Annotated in this window: 16 protein-coding genes and 9 tRNA genes; 19 read left to right on the forward strand and 6 right to left on the reverse strand. The window is 42.2% G+C overall.

Annotated features, from left to right (window positions below; genetic code table 11):
• Positions 1-107 precede the first annotated feature (107 nt).
• From mltC to OCU28_RS09870, 10 genes are all read left to right on the forward strand, one after another.
• Positions 108-1,247, forward strand: a complete 1,140-nt coding sequence (mltC, locus tag OCU28_RS09825) for a membrane-bound lytic murein transglycosylase MltC (RefSeq protein WP_261816022.1) — start codon at positions 108-110, stop codon at positions 1,245-1,247.
• 99 nt (positions 1,248-1,346) lie between these two features.
• Positions 1,347-1,422: transfer RNA gene (locus OCU28_RS09830), tRNA-Phe, on the forward strand.
• A 53-nt stretch (positions 1,423-1,475) separates the two neighbouring features.
• A tRNA-Thr gene (locus tag OCU28_RS09835) sits at positions 1,476-1,551 on the forward strand.
• A 7-nt stretch (positions 1,552-1,558) separates the two neighbouring features.
• A tRNA-Phe gene (locus OCU28_RS09840) sits at positions 1,559-1,634 on the forward strand.
• A 35-nt stretch (positions 1,635-1,669) separates the two neighbouring features.
• Positions 1,670-1,745: transfer RNA gene (locus OCU28_RS09845), tRNA-Asn, on the forward strand.
• A 61-nt stretch (positions 1,746-1,806) separates the two neighbouring features.
• Positions 1,807-1,882 (forward strand) — tRNA-Thr (locus tag OCU28_RS09850).
• Positions 1,883-1,890: 8 nt separating this feature from the next.
• Positions 1,891-1,966 (forward strand) — tRNA-Asn (locus OCU28_RS09855).
• 348 nt (positions 1,967-2,314) lie between these two features.
• Positions 2,315-2,390, forward strand: a tRNA-Phe gene (locus OCU28_RS09860).
• Between the two features lie 57 nt (positions 2,391-2,447).
• A tRNA-Thr gene (locus OCU28_RS09865) sits at positions 2,448-2,523 on the forward strand.
• An 8-nt stretch (positions 2,524-2,531) separates the two neighbouring features.
• Positions 2,532-2,607 (forward strand) — tRNA-Asn (locus tag OCU28_RS09870).
• A gap of 232 nt (positions 2,608-2,839) precedes the next feature.
• Here the strand turns inward: OCU28_RS09870 and OCU28_RS09875 are convergent.
• The gene (locus tag OCU28_RS09875; RefSeq protein ID WP_261816023.1) at positions 2,840-3,343 is read right to left on the reverse strand and encodes an HAD family hydrolase; all 504 of its coding nucleotides are present in this window, start codon (positions 3,341-3,343) and stop codon (positions 2,840-2,842) included.
• Positions 3,344-3,767: 424 nt separating this feature from the next.
• Between OCU28_RS09875 and OCU28_RS09880 the strand changes: the two genes are divergently transcribed.
• The 3 genes from OCU28_RS09880 (at position 3,768) to OCU28_RS09890 (ending at position 7,469) form a co-directional block, all read left to right on the forward strand.
• On the forward strand, positions 3,768-5,642 hold the full coding sequence (locus tag OCU28_RS09880; RefSeq protein WP_261816024.1) for a PTS mannitol transporter subunit IICBA: 1,875 nt from the start codon (positions 3,768-3,770) through the stop codon (positions 5,640-5,642).
• Positions 5,643-5,734: 92 nt separating this feature from the next.
• Entirely contained in the window at positions 5,735-6,883 is a 1,149-nt protein-coding gene (locus tag OCU28_RS09885; protein ID WP_261816025.1) for a mannitol-1-phosphate 5-dehydrogenase, read from the forward strand.
• 49 nt (positions 6,884-6,932) lie between these two features.
• Positions 6,933-7,469, forward strand: coding sequence for an MltR family transcriptional regulator (locus OCU28_RS09890; RefSeq protein ID WP_261816026.1), 537 nt, complete (start codon positions 6,933-6,935; stop codon positions 7,467-7,469).
• A gap of 56 nt (positions 7,470-7,525) precedes the next feature.
• On the opposite strand, the gene nagB is transcribed toward OCU28_RS09890, so the two are convergent.
• Positions 7,526-8,326, reverse strand: coding sequence for a glucosamine-6-phosphate deaminase (gene nagB / locus OCU28_RS09895; protein WP_261816027.1), 801 nt, complete (start codon positions 8,324-8,326; stop codon positions 7,526-7,528).
• Between the two features lie 293 nt (positions 8,327-8,619).
• Between nagB and OCU28_RS09900 the strand changes: the two genes are divergently transcribed.
• The gene (locus OCU28_RS09900; protein ID WP_261817477.1) at positions 8,620-9,387 is read left to right on the forward strand and encodes a DeoR/GlpR family DNA-binding transcription regulator; all 768 of its coding nucleotides are present in this window, start codon (positions 8,620-8,622) and stop codon (positions 9,385-9,387) included.
• Between the two features lie 48 nt (positions 9,388-9,435).
• Positions 9,436-11,268 carry a glutamine--fructose-6-phosphate transaminase (isomerizing) gene (gene glmS, locus OCU28_RS09905; RefSeq protein ID WP_261816028.1) on the forward strand — a complete coding sequence of 611 codons (1,833 nt, stop codon included), beginning with the start codon at positions 9,436-9,438 and terminating at the stop codon, positions 11,266-11,268.
• Positions 11,269-11,447: 179 nt separating this feature from the next.
• Here glmS and OCU28_RS09910 read toward each other — a convergent pair whose 3' ends face one another.
• From OCU28_RS09910 to OCU28_RS09925, 4 genes are all read right to left on the reverse strand, one after another.
• Positions 11,448-12,668 carry an ammonium transporter gene (locus OCU28_RS09910; RefSeq protein ID WP_261816029.1) on the reverse strand — a complete coding sequence of 407 codons (1,221 nt, stop codon included), beginning with the start codon at positions 12,666-12,668 and terminating at the stop codon, positions 11,448-11,450.
• A 324-nt stretch (positions 12,669-12,992) separates the two neighbouring features.
• Positions 12,993-13,322 (reverse strand): hypothetical protein, encoded by a 330-nt coding sequence (locus OCU28_RS09915; RefSeq protein ID WP_261816030.1) that lies wholly within the window; start codon positions 13,320-13,322, stop codon positions 12,993-12,995.
• A 155-nt stretch (positions 13,323-13,477) separates the two neighbouring features.
• Entirely contained in the window at positions 13,478-14,740 is a 1,263-nt protein-coding gene (locus OCU28_RS09920; protein WP_261816031.1) for a RidA family protein, read from the reverse strand.
• A gap of 545 nt (positions 14,741-15,285) precedes the next feature.
• On the reverse strand, positions 15,286-15,990 hold the full coding sequence (locus OCU28_RS09925; RefSeq protein ID WP_261816032.1) for a glycerophosphodiester phosphodiesterase family protein: 705 nt from the start codon (positions 15,988-15,990) through the stop codon (positions 15,286-15,288).
• Positions 15,991-16,267: 277 nt separating this feature from the next.
• On the opposite strand from OCU28_RS09925, the gene OCU28_RS09930 reads away from it, so the two are divergent.
• From OCU28_RS09930 to OCU28_RS09945, 4 genes are all read left to right on the forward strand, one after another.
• Positions 16,268-17,281, forward strand: a complete 1,014-nt coding sequence (locus OCU28_RS09930) for a C4-dicarboxylate TRAP transporter substrate-binding protein (protein ID WP_261816033.1) — start codon at positions 16,268-16,270, stop codon at positions 17,279-17,281.
• A gap of 104 nt (positions 17,282-17,385) precedes the next feature.
• Positions 17,386-17,850, forward strand: coding sequence for a TRAP transporter small permease (locus OCU28_RS09935; RefSeq protein WP_261816034.1), 465 nt, complete (start codon positions 17,386-17,388; stop codon positions 17,848-17,850).
• A 9-nt stretch (positions 17,851-17,859) separates the two neighbouring features.
• Complete coding sequence (locus OCU28_RS09940; RefSeq protein WP_261816035.1) at positions 17,860-19,143, forward strand: TRAP transporter large permease; 1,284 nt, start codon at positions 17,860-17,862, stop codon at positions 19,141-19,143.
• Positions 19,144-19,177: 34 nt separating this feature from the next.
• Positions 19,178-19,963, forward strand: a complete 786-nt coding sequence (locus OCU28_RS09945; RefSeq protein WP_261816036.1) for an HAD-IIB family hydrolase — start codon at positions 19,178-19,180, stop codon at positions 19,961-19,963.
• Positions 19,964-20,113: the final 150 nt, after the last annotated feature.

The following is a 20,113-nucleotide window of genomic DNA, read 5'->3' on the forward strand; positions in this document are numbered from 1 at the left end:
TTATATCAAAGTGACTGCCTTGTATCTAAGCTAAGTAATACACAAGTCAATATCACTCCAAGGCCAAGCGCCCTTAGTCTCTTATTTTGTTTCTGTATCTGGATAATATGAAAAAGCTGCTTTATCTCATCATTCCCCTGCTCTTAACTGGCTGTAGCCGTGAATTCGTAGAAAAGATCTATCATGTAAACTACGAACCAACCAGCAGATTCGCGGCGCATAACCTCGCACCAAAACCAGGACAATTTGAGAAAGATACCGACGCATTAGACTCTTTAATAAACAGTTTTACTGGCGATATTGCGAAGAAATGGGGACGAAATCAGGTAAAAGTTGCGGGTAAAAGTAACTACGTAAAGTATATAGATAACTACGAAAGTCGCTCTGAGGTTAACTTTGCCACCGGCAAGATCCTTATAGAAACCGTTGCCTCAAAAGATGCCAAGGCACACCTCAAAAAAGCGATCATTACCACACTACTTACCCCTGAAGATCCTGCAAATGTCGACCTATTTTCATCTTCCTCTATCAAACTTGGCGGCGAACCCTTCTTGTATAAGCAGGTTGTAGACCAAGATGGCAAGGCCATTCAATGGAACTGGCGCGCCAACCGATTCGCTGAGTATCTCATTGAAAATAAAATGAAAACTCACAAGGTTGATTTCAAATTAGCTCACTATGTTGAGATTCCAATGGTGGTTTCTCATGGCTCGGTTCGCTCATATAAATACGCTAATATAGTACGTCGTGCTTCCCAGAAATATGATATCCCTGAAGACCTTATCTATGCCATTATCAAGACGGAAAGTAGCTTTAACCCTTATGCTGTAAGTTGGGCCAATGCTTACGGATTGATGCAGGTTGTGCCAAAAACCGCAGGCGCAGATGTATTTAAATTAATGAAAAATAGGTCAGGAACACCGTCACCTGAATACCTATTTAACCCAGAAAATAATATTGATACCGGGGTTGCCTACTTCCACATCCTAAAAACGCGCTATTTAAAAGATGTGCGCAATTCAGTATCTCGTGAGTACAGTATGATCTCCGCATACAACGGCGGCACTGGGGGTGTTCTTAATACATTTGATAGGCATAGCCGCTCCAATGCATTGAGCAGAATTAACAACCTACAGCCAAATCAAGTGTATTGGGCATTGACGCACAAACATCGCAATGCAGAGTCGAGACGCTACCTAGAAAAGGTTACTGCCCATAAACGTGAGTTCAATCAGAGCAAAGGATAATCAAATTGTATAAATTGAGCGCAAACAGTCTTTTTTTATTAAAAAATATAAAAAACAGGTTGACGTAAACCCGAAAAATCCGTTTAATAGCGCTCCGTTGCCCGGATAGCTCAGTCGGTAGAGCAGAGGATTGAAAATCCTCGTGTCGGTGGTTCGATTCCGCCTCCGGGCACCACAATTAGTTTGTTGGTGTTCTTGTAACGTCAATATGCAAAAAGAATATAGTGTGCCGACTTAGCTCAGTAGGTAGAGCAACTGACTTGTAATCAGTAGGTCACCAGTTCGACTCCGGTAGTCGGCACCATTCTTTTGCCTCGATAGCTCAGTCGGTAGAGCAGCGGATTGAAAATCCGCGTGTCGGTGGTTCGATTCCGCCTCGAGGCACCATTATTTGGTGTAGAGCTTATGCTCACAGAAATAATTCCCCCTTAGTTCAGTTGGTAGAACGGCGGACTGTTAATCCGTATGTCGCAAGTTCAAGTCTTGCAGGGGGAGCCATTTTTAATAAAGTGACTTAAACATCACTTTAGTGTTGATTGAGAAATCGATTAACTCAGGCGCCGACTTAGCTCAGTAGGTAGAGCAACTGACTTGTAATCAGTAGGTCACCAGTTCGATTCCGGTAGTCGGCACCATTTATAATTCCCCCTTAGTTCAGTTGGTAGAACGGCGGACTGTTAATCCGTATGTCGCAAGTTCAAGTCTTGCAGGGGGAGCCACATTGAAGCCCTAGTCTTTTGACTAGGGCTTTTTTGCATCTATAGCTTATTTAAAATAGAGAAAGCTTACCCATAGAGCTGGATGAATATGGCTCAGCAATCAGAAGTGCGTTAGAGGCAAGCCTATATCTCAAACGGGTCATAATATTGAGCGCAGATAACAGGCAACAAGCAACTAAATCTCCTCACCTCTATCAACTGCGTATTATATTTCCGGCTATCATCATTCGATGATGACACACAAAACATACTAAAACACCCAATTCGGCCTAGAATTTCATCAAACGAAACTTTTTTTGCAATTTCCTGTTGACGTTATTCATGAAAAGCCGTTTAATACACCTCGTTGCCCGGATAGCTCAGTCGGTAGAGCAGAGGATTGAAAATCCTCGTGTCGGTGGTTCGATTCCGCCTCCGGGCACCATATTATAGATTAACGTCTTAGACGGTAATCACGGTGCTAGAAACACGAATTTAGTGTGCCGACTTAGCTCAGTAGGTAGAGCAACTGACTTGTAATCAGTAGGTCACCAGTTCGATTCCGGTAGTCGGCACCATTTATAATTCCCCCTTAGTTCAGTTGGTAGAACGGCGGACTGTTAATCCGTATGTCGCAAGTTCAAGTCTTGCAGGGGGAGCCACATTGAGGCCCTAGTCTTTTGACTAGGGCTTTTTTGTATCTGTTATATTATTCATTACAGCAGTATGCTTATCCTCACAATAGCTTCATAGCCTGATCTAATGAATCAAAAATAGCAGTAGCGCGACGCTTAATCTCCAACTCAGGAGCAACTAAGTCAGGAATCATGATACAGGCGCACCCTGCGCTCAATCCTGCGTGCATTCCGCTATTAGAGTCTCAAATACCAAACATTACTCAGAAGCAAGCTCAAGGGCGCTTACAGCCTTTAAATAGCCTTCAGGGTTAGGTTTTCCATTCCTTACATCCTGCGCTGTAATTATCACCTCGAACAATTCCAGATACTTACTATTAGCAAAATTCTCATTCACATCACGCCGTAGCGATGATGTAACAAGGGCCAAGCGATACTGCTTTACCACTGCTTGTGAGATAAGCGCCTCAAAGCCAGGCTTAAATGCAATACCTGCAGATCTTTTCGCTTGATGAAGCCGATCTCTATCGTACTTAAATTGGGTCAGTTCAAAGGAATAACTTGGATGTTGCTTAAAGTGCTGTTCAAGCAACTGCTCACACACCCTATCTGGTATACCAATAAATGTCTGATAAAGGTCATCAGGTAGCAATAACCCTTGTAGCCTTGCAGCGGCGAGCCAGCACTGTTTATAGACAGCCTCACTATCAAAGATCAAGCCATCCATGTCGAAAATTAAGGCGTTATATTTTGAGTTCGGCACTTCCTTACATTCCCCTTAACCAAAGTTATGTAATTTATTTACAAGATAGCAATAGAAACGTTTTCATGAGTGATATATAGGCACAATTTGTATATATAAGGTACGGATATTAAGATTAAATATTAATGTTTTGCCAATTTAGTGACCATGATCCCAATAAATATTTAGCCCACAAAATACAAAACGTGAACTACATCATCTTTAATTGATAGTAAATCTCATTTGTAAGTGGTTGTAATTTATATACACATAATTTACGAGATCTGGATCACATTAAAATTAAGGGGAGCACCCTAGCAGTGTGATGTGAGCCACAAAATAACCCCTAATGCGGCAATTTCTGAAAGATGTGTTAAGTTTCTTAGCATTAAAGCAACCAATAACTACTGCCTTCGGGCAAACAATAATAAATTGAGGTCACCCTATGCTATCTCCAGAAGCAAAGATTAAGGTTCAAAACTTTGGTCGATTCCTCTCCAACATGGTGATGCCAAATATCGGCGCATTCATCGCTTGGGGTTTCATTACTGCCCTATTCATCCCTACTGGATGGTTCCCTAACGACACGCTTGCACAGCTTGTTGGCCCAATGATTAAATTCTTACTGCCTCTGCTGATAGGTTACACCGGTGGTAAGATTGTTGGTGGCGAACGTGGTGCGGTTGTTGGTGCGATCACAACAATGGGTGTTATCGTTGGTACTGATATCCCTATGTTCTTAGGCGCAATGATTGTAGGTCCACTGGGCGGCCTAGCAATTAAAAAGTTTGACCAATCGGTAGACGGTAAAGTTAAGAGTGGCTTTGAGATGTTGGTTAACAACTTCTCTGCAGGTATCGTAGGTATGATCTGCGCCATCATTGCTTTTTTCGTAGTCGGTCCTGCGGTTAAGTTGCTTTCTTCTGCACTCGCTCAGGGTGTAGACATTATGGTAAACGCGGGTCTATTACCTCTAGCGTCTATTTTCGTAGAGCCAGCTAAGATCCTATTCCTTAACAACGCAATCAACCACGGTATCTTCACCCCTCTAGGCGTACAACAATCTGAAGATTTAGGTCGTTCTATCTTCTTCTTGATTGAAGCTAACCCAGGTCCTGGTCTTGGTCTGCTACTTGCTTATATGTTCTTTGGTAAGGGTAACGCTAAGCAATCAGCGGCAGGTGCATCAATTATTCACTTCTTTGGTGGTATCCACGAGATTTACTTCCCATATGTATTGATGAACCCTCGTCTAATCCTTGCAGTAATTGCAGGTGGTATGACAGGTGTATTTACTAACGTTCTATTTAACTCTGGTTTGATTTCTCCAGCGTCTCCAGGTTCAATCTTCGCAGTTCTACTTATGACACCAAAAGACTCATTCGTAGGGGTTATCTTATCGGTTGTTGCGGCAGCAGCTGTATCTTTCATTGTGGCTGCGCTACTAATGAAAACCCAAGCACAATCAGATGATGAAGAAGATTCATTAGAAAAAGCAGCTAGCCAAATGAAGGACATGAAAGCCTCTTCTAAGGGCGCATCAGCGGACTTTGACCTAGCTAATGTTAAGAACATCATCGTTGCTTGTGATGCGGGTATGGGCTCTAGTGCAATGGGTGCAAGCTTACTGCGCAAAAAAGTTGAAGCTGCGGGTCTAAATATCTCAGTAACCAACCTAGCAATTAATGCGCTTCCACAAGATGTTGACATTGCAATTACTCATAAAGACCTAACTGACCGAGCGCGTACGGTAGTACCAAATGCTCAGCATATATCACTGAATAATTTCCTTGAAGGTAGCGTCTACGACAATCTAGTGGCAGAGCTTGTTGAAGTACAATCGACAGCTACGCAAACAGCTTCAACTACAGACGAGCCTAAGGAGACATTCAAGCTAACAGCCGACCGTGTATTCCTAGGTCTAGAGTCAAAAGGTAAACAAGCCGCAATTCAATTTGCTGGAGATCAGCTAGTTAAACTTGGGGATGCTGAACCTGGATATATCCAAGGTATGTTTGCTCGCGAAGAGTTAGTTTCAACCTATCTAGGTGAGTCAATTTCAGTTCCTCACGGTACAATTGAAACCAAGCAGTACGTAAACAAAACTGGCATTGTGTTCTGCCAATACCCACAAGGTATTCAATGGGGTGAAGATGAAGATGACGTGGCGAAAATGGTTATCGGTATCGCAGCACAAGGTGATGAGCACAACATGGTTCTAATGGCCATTACCAATTCACTAGATGATGAGGAGTTAGTTGCCCTACTACAAACAACATCAAATACTGACGATGTTCTACGTATTTTAAATGGTAACTAATCACCTTATATCAAACTCATAGGTGATAGAGGTCAGCTCCCCTTTCTTACACTGACCTCTTTTTTTAATTCTATATATTTTTAGGTACTAGTATGAAAGCTCTACATTTCGGCGCAGGTAACATCGGTCGTGGCTTTATTGGAAAACTATTGGCAGATGCCGGCATATCCGTAACATTTGCCGATGTAAATGAAACCGTAGTTAATGCGCTTATTGAGCGCAATGAATATCCAGTAAAAGTGGTTGGTGCGAACTGCGTTGTTGAACAAGTTACCAAGGTTACAGCAATCAATTCCACCAGCCCTGAAATCGTAGATGTTATTGCGTCTGTCGACCTGTTGACCACGGCGGTAGGACCAACAGTCCTAAACATCATATCTAAGACCATTGCAGACGGTATTGAATTACGCTTTGCTAACGGCAACCAAGCCCCACTAAACATCATTGCATGTGAAAATATGGTGCGTGGTACTAGCCAATTAAAAGAAGCGGTATTTGCACATCTATCTGAGGCAACAAAGCAGCAAGCAGAGCAACAAATCGGCTTTGTTGACTCAGCTGTAGACCGTATCGTTCCTCCTGCTGAAGCAGGTGAAACAGACCCTCTAGCGGTAACGGTAGAAACATTCAGTGAATGGATTGTCGATCAAACTCAATTTAAGGGTGATATCCCTAACATTCCAGGTATGGAATGTACCGACAACCTTATGGCGTTTGTTGAGCGTAAATTGTTTACCCTTAACACTGGTCACTTAATTACTGCGTACCTTGGTGTACTTGCAGGGCATGAAACGATTAAGGACTCTATCGAAGACCAAGCTATTCGTGATGATGTGCAAGCTGCAATGCAAGAAAGTGGCGAAGTTCTTATCCGTCGCTATGGCTTTGATCCTGAGGCGCATGCCGCTTATATTCAAAAGATTCTAGGTCGCTTTGCCAACCCTTATCTGCGTGATGAAGTAGACCGTGTTGGTCGTCAGCCAATCCGTAAACTAAGCCCGCAAGATCGCTTAATTAAGCCATTAAACGGTACTCTAGAATACGGCTTACCAAACCAATATCTACTCAAAGGCATCGCAGCTGCATTCCTTTATAAGAATGACGATGACCCACAGGCTGTGGAACTCCAAACAATGTTCACAGAAAAAGGCTTTGCTGAGACACTAGCTCATTACTCGGAGCTGAAAGTTGACGCTGAAGTTGTTAAACTAGCAGAACAAGCGTATATCGCACTTAAATAATAAAATTAGAAAGTGCCGCTGCGGTGGCACTTTTTATAATAAGAACCCCATGCCCATATCTTCAGAATACGAAACCGAACTGCTCGAAGCGTTAGCTGATTCACAAAATGCCTGTGAATGCCTGATGACAGCTTATGACGCCTTAGAAGATACCCTTGATGCTCTTTTGAAAGCAATATTCTATAAAGAAGACTATGCGGTTAAGTATGTCGTCGACCCCCTACTCACCAATGAAGGTCCGCTGGGTGAGATATTAGTTAGAACTAAATTATTACTTGGCTTAGGCAGTATCAGTAAAGAAATTTATGATGATATTGAGATTTTTGTCACTCTACGTGAGTGGGCTAAAATTGAGGGTGATAAGGTCAGCTTCTCCGATCCAAATGTGATATTTGAACTAAATCGAATTCACACTATCAGTGCTATTATGCCAATTGAATTTAATAATGATATCGTGACTACCCTTTCAGGCACCACTCTCGATATGTTTCTAGTTAGACACTTTCAAAAAGTCCGTTCTACCATAGTGCTTGCTATAACCGAAATCATTCACTCCCTAAGCAAAGATAACGAGCTTAACTCCTAATTAAAAACCCCCAACACTTTCATGTCAGGGGCTTATAATATTCAACTTATTAAAGGCTATAGGTCTTGAATATTTTCAGCTTCTAGCTCTTGGAAATAACGAAGAGTTTTAACTTTAAGCTCTTGTTGCGCTGGAGCATCTGCAACGATAACCGCTTTCTGGTGCATTTGTAGCGCCGTTACAGTCCACATGTGGTTTACTGAGCCTTCGATTGCCATTTGCAGGGCTTGAGCTTTGTTGTGACCCAAAGAAAGAATCATCACTTCTTCAGCTTCCAACAAGGTTGCTACACCGATAGTTAATGCGTATTTAGGTACTTGATTGATGTCATTATCAAAGAAACGAGAGTTCGCGATACGAGTATCTTCTGTCAGCGTTTTAATACGAGTACGTGATGCAAGAGAAGAGCCTGGCTCATTAAATGCGATATGACCATCTATGCCCACCCCACCCATGAATAGGTTGATCTTGCCATACGAGCGTATTTTCTCTTCGTATGTAGCACAATGAGCATCAATATCATCAGCTAAACCATCAAGCAAGTTGATGTTTTTGTCTTGAACATCGACATGATCAAAAAAGTTATTGTACATAAATGAGCGATATGATTCTGGATGCTGAGGGTCAATGCCTACATATTCATCCATATTAAAAGTCACTACGTTTTTAAAGCTAACCGCGCCTTCTTGATACAGCTTGATGAGTTCTTTATAGGTTGTAAGTGGCGTGCCACCAGTTGGTAAACCTAGTACAAACGGACGCTCTTCAGTTGGTTGAAATGCGTTAATTTTCTCAACGATGTGGCGTGCTGCCCATTTACCTACTTTTTGTGAATCCGACAGTGGAATAAGTCTCATAACTCTACCTTTATAGATTGGGGTTTGATGTTTTTTTGTAGTGTAAATTAAGTTCGCATTTTGTCCACTGTTTTAGCTTAAAAATTTTAATATTTGCGATGAATCTTTTATTACGCAGCAGGTTTCAATTCGAAAACAACCCATTGAAAAGTAATTATTTTACGCAGTAAAATATCTTATTTAGTCATGTAAGAGCTCTTTTTATAATTAAATACCGTCAAGTTAGTTTCGATGCTAGACATAAAAGTTTCGATATGAAAGAATAAACCAATCAAAACGAAACATTAGTGATTATGTCAAAGCGCAATACACAGATCAGACGAGACACAATTGTTACGCTAATAAGCCAACAAGGCGAAGTAACAGTAGAAGAGCTTTCTAAGAAATTTGAAACATCTGAAGTCACTATTCGTAAAGACCTCGCCTATCTTGAGCAAAGCAATCAGTTGTTGCGACGTTATGGAGGTGCGGTAGCTCTTCCTTTGGACACAACTCAAGATGATGCAAATAGCACGCTATCGAAAGCCAAGCTCGATCTAGCCAAGGCTGCCGCCGCATTAATTCAAGACCATAACCGCATCATCATCGACCACGGCAGTACAACTGGTGCCCTTATACCGCATCTTGAAGCCAAGCGCGGTCTCGTGATAATGACGAATTCTTTAAAGCTCGCCAATGACCTGAGTGAAATCGACTCTGAGCCCACCTTATTGATGACAGGTGGGACTTGGGATTCACATTCAGACTCCTTTCAAGGGCAAGTTGCCGAGTCTGCCCTGCGCTCTTACGACTTCGACCAACTATTTGTCGGCGCTGATGGCATCGATCTTGAGCGTGGGACCACCACATTCAATGAGTTGATGGGTCTAAGCCGTGTTATGGCTGAGGTCTCTAGAGAAGTTATCGTTATGATTGAATCAGACAAGATTGGACGTCGCATTCCCAACCTAGAGCTAGCGTGGGAAGCCATCGATGTATTGGTGACTGATGCCGAGCTTACTCAACAACAAATACAAACTATCGAATCTAAGCAAGTACGTGTCATACGTGCTAGTGAGTAATTTATAAAGCTAATACAGCGTTTCTAATTGAAACCGGAGAATAAAATAATGTGTGGAATTGTAGGTGCAGTAGCACAACGTGATGTAGCAGAAATCCTAGTTGAAGGTCTTCGCCGCCTTGAGTACCGAGGCTATGACTCGGCTGGCGTTGCTGTTGTTGATAGTGAATCAAACCTTACTCGTGTACGCCGTTTAGGTAAAGTTCAAGAGTTAGCTGATGCGGTGAACGCACAATCAGTAACCGGTGGCACAGGTATCGCACACACTCGTTGGGCAACACACGGTGAGCCAAGTGAACAAAACGCACACCCACATATGTCTGGAGATATCGCAGTAGTACATAACGGCATCATTGAAAACCACGAACAACTGCGCGACCTGCTTCAACAGCGCGGCTATGTATTTAACTCTCAAACCGATACCGAAGTTATCGCTCATATGGTTGAGTGGGAAATGCGCACCTCATCAACACTGATTGAGGCATTGCAAAAAACGGTAAAACAACTTGAGGGCGCTTACGGTACGGTAGTAGTGGATCGCAAAGACCCTTCACGTATTGTTGTGGCTCGCTCTGGTAGCCCAATTGTTATCGGTCGTGGGGTTGGTGAAAACTTCCTAGCTTCTGACCAACTTGCACTACTCAATGTGACTCGCCGTTTCATCTATCTAGAAGAAGGTGATATTGCAGAGATTACTCGTCGTGACGTAACTATCTTTGATGCTACTGGCAATCCAGTTACTCGTGAAGAACACGAATCAAATGCTGAGCACGATGCGGGTGACAAAGGTAAATATCGTCACTTCATGCAAAAAGAGATCTTTGAGCAACCAGCCGCGCTTATCAATACCATGGAAGGACGTATCTCAGATAGCTCTGTGATCACCAATGCTATTGGCGTTAAGGCAGAAGAGATCCTGAGCAAAGTTGAACACGTTCAAATCATCGCATGCGGTACATCATACAACTCAGGTATGGCGGCTCGTTACTGGTTTGAATCAATTGCCGGCGTAAGCTGTGATGTAGAAATTGCGTCAGAATTTCGCTATCGTAAATTTGTAACCCGCCCTAACAGCTTGCTAGTTACTCTTTCTCAATCAGGTGAAACTGCCGATACACTTGCAGCGCTTCGTCTAGCAAAAGAAAAAGGCTACATGGCAGCAATGACCATCTGTAATGTTGCAGGTTCATCACTGGTTCGTGAGTCTGACTTTGCATTCATGACACGCGCAGGAACAGAGATTGGTGTTGCTTCGACTAAAGCCTTCACCACCCAGCTTGCCGCTATGCTAATGATGGTAGTATCAATCGGTCGCCTACAAGGTCGCGTAGATTCAGCTCGTGAAACTGAGATTGTTCAAGCTCTACATGAGCTACCAACTGCAATTGAAAAAGCACTGGCGTTTGATAAAGAAATTGAAGCCCTAGCACCTGATTTTGCCGATAAGCAGCACACCCTATTCCTAGGCCGAGGTGAGTTCTACCCTATAGCGATGGAAGCATCTCTAAAACTGAAAGAGATCTCTTACATTCACGCTGAAGCATACGCCGCAGGTGAACTAAAACATGGCCCGTTAGCTCTTATCGATGCTGATATGCCAGTTGTAGTTATTGCACCAAACAACGACCTACTAGAAAAACTAAAATCGAACATCGAAGAAGTACGTGCTCGTGGTGGTCTGTTATATGTATTTGCTGATGAAAAAGCAGGCTTTGAAAGTGATGAAAACATGAAGATCATCAAGATGCCACATGTAAATGAAATTACAGCGCCAATCTTCTATACCGTTCCAATGCAATTGCTGTCGTATCACGTAGCATTGATCAAAGGTACCGATGTAGACCAGCCTCGCAACCTAGCTAAAGCGGTTACTGTAGAGTAAGCCACTATTAAGACAGTGATGTAACCTAATAACATGCCCGTTCAGATTGAACGGGCATTTTTATATCTATAACCTTATTTGGTCATCATATTGATTAGCCTATAGCAAGCTACTAAAACGCCACCTAAATAGGTGGCGTTAAGTTAGATCGACTAATGTTCAAGTTTATAGATTGAGACTTAATCTTCGTTCGTTGATGAGATCCTATGGATAGCCAAATCAGCCCCTTTGAATTCTTCCTCTTCTGAGAGCCTTAGTCCCATCACCGAGTGGATACCACCATACACAATTGCTGCACCCGCGACAGCGATACCGATACCGATCAACGTACCCATGATTTGCACCGCTAAGCTTATGCCACCTAAACCGCCCAAAGCAGATTGACCAAATATTCCCGCAGCAATGCCACCCCAAGCGCCACACACACCATGCAAAGGCCACACACCTAGTACATCATCTAGCTTGGTGTTGTTCTGTATATAAGTAAATAGATATACAAACAATACGCCTGCAATTGCCCCGGTTATCAAGGCACCAATTGGATGCATCAAATCAGAGCCTGCACATACTGCAACTAGCCCTGCTAACGGTCCATTATGAATAAAGCCTGGGTCGTTTTTGCCTGCGATTAAAGCGGCAAGAATACCACCGACCATTGCCATTAATGAGTTCATTGCAACTAAGCCACTGATACCATCCAGTGTTTGTGCCGACATGACATTAAAGCCAAACCAACCCACACTAAGAATCCAAGCACCAAGCGCAAGAAATGGGATATTCGATGGCGCGAAGTTGGTGTGCTTTCCGGCACGAATACGCCCCTTACGCATACCCAAGAACAAGACTGCAACTAGAGCTATCCAGCCTCCAACACCATGCACAACAACCGAGCCTGCAAAATCATGAAAGGCGTAACCTAAATTCCCAGCAAACCAGTCCTGTAGTCCAAAGTTTCCATTCCAGATCATGCCTTCAAACAGAGGATATACAAAACCCACAGTAAAGAAGGTCGCAATTAAGATTGGATAAAAGCGAGCACGCTCAGCAATACCACCGGAAACAATAGCAGGGATAGCCGCAGCAAAGGTTAGTAAGAAGAAGAATTTGACCAATTCGTAGCCATTACCTTGTGCTAAGGTATCTGCTCCCACAAAGAAGCTACCGCCATACGCAACCCAATAACCAATAAAAAAGTACGCTATGGCCGATACACCAAAATCAGCCAAAATTTTAACTAATGCATTAACTTGGTTCTTTTTACGAACCGTACCCACTTCCAGAAAAGCAAAGCCTGCGTGCATCAAGAACACCATGATCGCACCCAATAACAGGAACAAGGTATCAGAGCTCTGAGTTAGAGTTTGTACAGCACCTTGAATCTGAGTTGTCGTTCCGCTCATTTGTAAAGTTCTCCATTAAAGCGCTTTTGCACTTATTGTGTGCAATAAATAAAAACGCCCTCAAACGGTGAAGGCATCCAGTCAGATACCATCTAACAAGCAAAAAACAAGCCAACTTAAACTAGGCTAAATGGCTATTTGTTGAATAAAAAACGAACAGATAACGCTATACCTCAAATTTTACGCACCAAAATGTGACATCGCGCACCAATATGAGTCACCTGTTTGGGGGTGAAAATAAGTAAATATGCCGAGTAACAAACAAAAAAAGCACCAACCTGGGGAGATTGATGCCACTATTTATAAGCTTTGTTATTGTGCCAATTAGTGCTTGTTTAATTTAGATATCGGCGTAATCACCCAAGCCGAAAGCAGCGAAAATAGGCTTACAGCAGATAAAATCAAGGCCATACGCAGCCATGGTTGACCAAGAGAGACTCTCATTGAGCCGATATCATAGATAGTTGGTAGCCATACAGCTAACACACCAAGCACTAGGCCTAGTTGCAACATCAAAATAACAACCTTGTTTTTCAGCAGCAAAGTAAATGGAGCCACAACCAGTATCGCGGTGATCAATAGATCATCACTGCGTAAAAAATGGGCGGCCAATAGCCAATAAGAAAGGAACAGAGGGATACTACGCCAAACCATGAGGATACCTGCAATATAAAAAGGGCAAACAAGATACATCAAAGATCTAAATCACGACAAAGGTTTCCCGTGCAATCATAAATACAGCACTAATATAGCGAAAAAGCGCCTACTTGCTCGATAGGCGCATTAATGGCTCAAATAGCGGTGTCACTCTAGTGTTGTGGAGGAGTCCCCTCTCCATTGGAAACAATCGCGTCCATTTGTACTACTGCCCCCATAGCAATAGCTGTAACCCCTATCACGGTTCTGGCTGGCAGCTCTTTATGGAAAAAGCGGCTATACACTTCATTAACTGCTTCAAGATCTGCCATATCAGTAAGTTGGATATTAACCTTAACTACGTCATCCATTACATGACCAACACTCTCAACAATGGCTTTAATGTTGTGCAAGCACTGCTCAGCCTGCTCTTTGGCACCACAAGCAACTACAGCCCCTAGCTTAGGGTTGATAGGTAATTGAGCTGAAATATTGTTGTAGTGGGAGAAAGCCACTGTTTGGGTTGAAATAGGCGTGACTGGCGCAGCTTCAGTATTACTTGCTCTGATAACAATCCCATGTCGGTCTTCAATGGCTTGTGGTGGTGTGCCATCACCATGGGATACCGTAGCATCAATTTGCACTAGTGCATCCATAGGCAGTCCCGAAGCAACCACCACTGAACGAGCAGGCATATAACCTAATGTTCTCGCAATAGAAGAGTCTGGGAAGAATGTGTTATAAGCCTCATTGATTGCATCCATATCGGCAAGGTCTCGGATATGGATATTGACCTTAACAATATCATCGAAAGGAACATCAATGCCTTCCATAATAGTTTTAATGTTTCTCAAACATTGAGCAGTCTGCTCTTTTGCTCCTCCGGTAACGATAACCCCAGTTTTCGGGTTAAGGGGAAGCTGAGCTGAGATGTGATTGTAATGAGAAAACGCGACCGATTGCGTCGCTAGAGCGTGAACGGGAGCCGCTTCAGTATTCCTAACTATTTTAATTAGATCGCAAGGATCTTGTGGATATGTACCTTCACCATTTGAGATTACTGCATCCATTTGAACCAAGGCATCAGTCAATGGTAGAGCCGCAATAGCCAATGTTGTTCGTGTCGGGAAGTAGCTTCTAAAAAATCGGCTATATACTTCATCCACAGCATCGATGTCAGTAATATCTTTAAGATATACATTGATACGAACAACGTCGTACATGCCGTGTGCAATGCCTTCAACAATCGCCTTTATGTTTTCTAAGCATTGCGATACTTGTATTTTTATACCTCCAGCCACAATCGTCCCTGTTTCTGGGTCAACAGGCAACTGTGCTGAAATATTATTATAATGAGAAAATGCAACCGATTGTGTTGATAATGGACTTGTTGGTGCATTATCAATGTTTCGAGAAACTTTTATGATATCAGCCATTAAGCTATCCTCTAGTATGTAGGTTATATGTTATTTAAATTAAAATAAATTCACCCTGGCAGTTATTTTATTTATAGCCAGTAGCATAAAAAGAAGAAATTATTCAATCAAAGACAGTCAATCTGCGCTGAACACCATCATGAATTAAGATTACTTTGAACTTGATGGACGAGTACGCATAATTATTGAATTAAAATTCACAGCGATTATTATAAATACATATATTTACCCAGCAATAAAAACCTGGACATCACATGTTAACTTTAAATTGATTAATATAACTTCATTCCAAAAATAATATTATAACAATCTGTCAATATCTAATGCGAGCCAGTTCATACTACACACATTACGTATAATACAAGCTATTTATTAAACTATCAGACATAGGTATAGCGGAATTATTTTTTGAATTTAAATAATTAGTAAGAGATTAAGAGAATCATCTTAATAATAAATTAGGCAAGGGAAACTGTGATTTTTATTATTTAAATAGTAGGGCTGTGTAACCTAAGTAAAGCGCTGCCACAGCCAGATTGAGGATGCTAAAATTTATTGGGTATATCGGTGATAATATTGTCGACACCTAGAGCGTAGAACTTAGCTGCCTGCTGTGCATCATTTAAGGTCCAGATCTTCAGCATTACCCCCAGGGTTTTTATAGATTTCGCGGTTTTCTCATCGAGTTTCTGATGGTCAATATGAACACTATATAGAGCAAGATCTTGCAGTAACCCAGCATTTGATTCATCCCACACTTCACAGATATATCCTCTTCTTATCTGTGGCATTAACTCCTTACACAATCTTAGAGCATCCACTTTAAAGCTTGAGATAAGCAGTCTATCCAATGGAAATTGCTTGCTCTTAATCAAAGAGATAACCTGATTAACTAGAGGGATAATTGCTTTTTCTTCATAGATTTTCAATTCAAGGTTAAGGGTTAAGTCAAGCTCTAGGCATTTATCTAACGCTTCACTAAGTGTCGGAATAGACACTCCTACGAACTCACTACCAAACCACCCACCAGCATCAAGTGTTTTAAGAGTGTTTAGATCCAAGTCAGCAATATTTCCTTCACCATTGGTACAACGATTTACGGTTTTATCATGAAAAACCATAGGGACATCATCTGCACTAAGTTGAACATCAATTTCAACCCAATGTACACCTGCTTTTGCAGCTTGTTCGATACTAACTAACGTATTTTCGGGGGCTAAAGAAGCGGCACCGCGATGGCCTGTGATCATAATCTGTTCTCTGTGTTCATTTGAGTGTGGGGGATGATATATCGCCCTTTATTGCGGGTTTATTACAGATTTATTATTAATAAACCACATCGCTTTATTTTAAATGAGAGCGGTGTTTAAAAGTGTAACAATAGTTTATTTAATAGTGCGAGCTTATTCACACTGCTCTTAAACCGATCAATAACTTCGTCATTTGAATGTCATAATTCGCCAGTATTATCTGCCACCCCCTAATACCCTCCACTTTCTAAAAAATAAGTACATAAAGGTGATTACAATGAAAAAGCTCTTGGGCACAGTTATTATGGCAACAACACTGCTTGTTGGTTGCGGTGAAGCTGACAAAGCTGAAACAGAAGTAAAAAAAGAACCTATTGATATAAACATGAGCCTTGTGTTCACTCAAAATGAGTTATTGACACAAGAACTAATTAAAGTAACCGACAAGATACGCGAAAGAACTGATGGCTCAGTTAATATTCAAGTATTCCCTGGTGGACAATTACCAGTATACAAAGACAACCTAGAACAAGTTGTTAATGGCGCAAACTGGATTGCCGTAGAAGATCTAACCTACCTAGGTGATTACGTACCTGACTTTGCCGCTTTAGCCGGTCCTATGTTATACAACACGTATGACGAATATCTAGCTATGATGGATACTGACTTCGTTGCAAATCTAAAAGAAAAAGCGGAAGAAAAAGGCGTTAAAGTATTGAACGCTGACTATATGTTTGGATTCCGCCACATGATCACTAATAAAGAGATCGTAAACTCTGAAGACATGAAAGGCATGCGTATTCGTGTACCACAGAGCCAACTATTTATCAGTACACTATCAGCTATGGGTGCCGCTCCAGCTTCCCTTCCTTTCCCAGAAACCTATGCTGGTGTTCAACAAGGCGTTGTAGACGGTCTTGAAGGTTCAATCCTGACTATGTACTCAACCAAGATCTATGAAGTAGCGAAGAACATGTCTTTGACTAAACACTTCTTAGGTACAGTTGGTATCTATATTTCACCAACTCTTTGGGACAAGTTCACACCAGAGCAACAGCAAGTAATCAACCAAGAATTAGAAGCAGGCGCTAAGTCTAATACTGCTGAGCTAGTTAAACTTGATGTTGAATACACTCAGAAACTGGAAGAGTTAGGCGTAACGTTTAACGAAGTTAATTCCTCACAATTCAACGAGTTAACTGCTGATGTATACAACCAGTTCCCAACATGGAGCGAAGGTATACACGCAACAATTATGCAAGAGTTAGATAAGATTCGCGCAGCGCAGTAATTCTATACATTTAGAATCGTTAATGCATACGGCCTGAAGTTTTTCAGGCCGTATTGTTCTTGAAGTAACCAGAGTGATGTTGGATATTTCACCGGAGAAAGCTTGTGTTCTTATTAAAAAACATCGAAGAAATCCTCGCTTCCATTGCTATTTCGATTACCGTTTTAGTAGTCATAGTTAACGTAGTTTTACGCTACGGATTTGGTTTTGTTGTTCCTTGGAGCGAAGAGCTATCCGTAATTTGCTTTATATGGGCGGTCTACTTAGGCGTCAGTTCTTGTTACAAGCACAAACTGCACATGGGTGTAGACGTGGTAATAGCCATGCTACCCGAAAAAGCAAAGATCCCATTTAGGTTGTGTATTTCACTATTCCTACTCGCTCTAAACATATTAATGGCCGTTCTAAGCTATCAATACCTGATGTTATCCAACAAGGTAACTCCAGTTATGGGCATGTCATATTTCTCTATTAATGGCGTATTGCTGCTGTGTTTTTCATTGATGGCAATCCATACCGTTCGATTCATCATAGATGATATCGCTTCTCTAAAGCGCTCTTCTAAGTAGGTACAACCAATGGAAAGCTATCTCCCTATAATTATTCTGTTTGTTCTATTTTTATTGAATGTGCCCATTGCGTTTTCACTGATCGCCTCAGCAATGGTCTACTTTTTATTCCTAAATAATTCTATTCCCGTCAGCTTGGTCATGCAGCGTTTTATTAGCTCTGCATCATCATTTCCATTGTTAGCCATCCCCTTCTTTATCATGGTTGGTTCGGTGATGAACTACTCTGGGATAAGTCGAAATTTACTCGCCTTTGCCGACTCCTTAATTGGACATAAGACCGGTGGCTTAGCTCAGGTTAACGTGGCATTAAGTACCTTAATGGGCGGCATTTCAGGCTCTGCGAATGCCGATGCTGCGATGCAGGCTAAGATCTTAGCTCCCGAGATGACCAAACGCGGCTACGACCTGCCCTTTACCGCAGCTGTAACAGCGGCATCTTCCAGTATTAGCCCAGTGATACCACCTGGTATCAACCTAATCATCTTCGCCCTACTGGCTAACGTTTCAGTGCACCAGATGTTTATTGCCGGTTATGTACCCGCATTTCTGATGGCAATGTCATTGATGGTAACCATTGCATTTACAGCTCGTAAGCGACGCTACAAGCCCTCTCGCGCACAAGCAGCATCTGCAAAAGAACGCTTCCAGTACTTTTTAAAGGCAATTCCTGCACTACTGATTCCGTTTGGAATCATCCTTGGTATGCGCTTTGGCTTGTTCACCCCTACTGAAGCCGGCGCTATCGCAGTACTACTGTGCTGTATTATTGGTGTATTTGTGTATCGTCAGCTTGGTATACGTCACATACCATTGATAATGCGTGAAACGGTGCAAGGCACCAGTAGTGTAATGTTCATTATTATCGGAGCTATGGTGTTCGGTTACTACATGACACTAGAGCGAATTCCACACAACATAGCCTCCGCCTTGATTGAACTGACCGATAACAAATTACTATTGCTACTGTTAATCAACGTTTTGTTATTGGTGGTTGGCATGTTCATTGAAGGTGGAGCGGCGATGATAATCCTAACCCCGCTACTGCTTCCTGCTGTACTTAATTTAGGTGTGAACCCTGTTCACTTTGGCATCATAGTAATCGTCAACATTATGATAGGTGGTGTAACCCCACCGTTTGGTTCAATGATGTTCACCGTCTGCTCAATCTTGAAGGTGCGCATGATCGATTTTGTCAAAGAAGTAATACCACTGCTACTCGCACTATTATCAGTTTTAATGCTACTAACCTTCTCTGAAAGCTTAGTGATGTTTTTACCGAATTTACTTTAGCACTACTGCGTTAACTATTTTTTGAGGTGTAGAAATGAATTCGGTCACGAATGATTTAAACCAAGATTGGAAAGACATTGATTGGGTACTAACCGACGTCGATGATACCTTAACCTGGCAAGGACAATTGCCACCACAAACCCTTATCGCCCTACAAAAGCTACGCGATGCTGGCAAGAAAGTGGTAGCAGTAACAGGCGCTTGCGCTGGATGGTGTGACCATATTGCTCAATTATGGCCTGTTGATGCCGTACTTGGTGAAAATGGCGCCTTTATTATGGAAAAGAAGCAAGGTTACCTAACCCTACGCTCACAAACTCCATTGCAAGAAATCACCGCCAATCAACAGCGCCTAAAAACTGAGGTGCTAAATATTCTAAGCGATTACCCTGAGCTGAGTTTAACCCTCGACCAATCGTATCGCTTATGTGAAGTTGCCATCGATATTGGTCAGAACCGACCAAAAGTAGCAGACAGTATCATCGAAGATATCGTTGCAAAGATTCATGCGCTAGGCGCTCATGCAACCGCAAGCTCAATCCATATTAATACTTGGTACGGAGACCACTCAAAGCGTGAAACCTCCACCGCATTTTTGAAACAGAAAGGCTTGTCTGAAGCTGAGATACTAAAGCACAGCTGTTATGTGGGAGATTCAATGAATGACCAGTTTATGTTTGCAGCACTGCCATATAGCGTAGGTGTAGCCAACATAGAACACTACTGGACACGCCTCTCTCACCACCCTGCGGTTGTGATGCAACAACCCGGCGGCTACGGCTTTGCCGAGTTCACCGACAAATTGTTAGCACTGAAGTAGTCTCGTAACAGTATTAAGCGGCAGCAGAGGTTGTCGCTTAGTTTGCTTCTCCTTTGTTTAGCTATGTACATCCGATTACACCGAATTACACCGCATAGCATCAATACCATCATAGGGTCATAAGAGATAATAACTAAAATGGGTTCTGGA

It is taken from the genome of Vibrio gallicus, assembly GCF_024346875.1.
Classification (GTDB): domain Bacteria; phylum Pseudomonadota; class Gammaproteobacteria; order Enterobacterales; family Vibrionaceae; genus Vibrio; species Vibrio gallicus.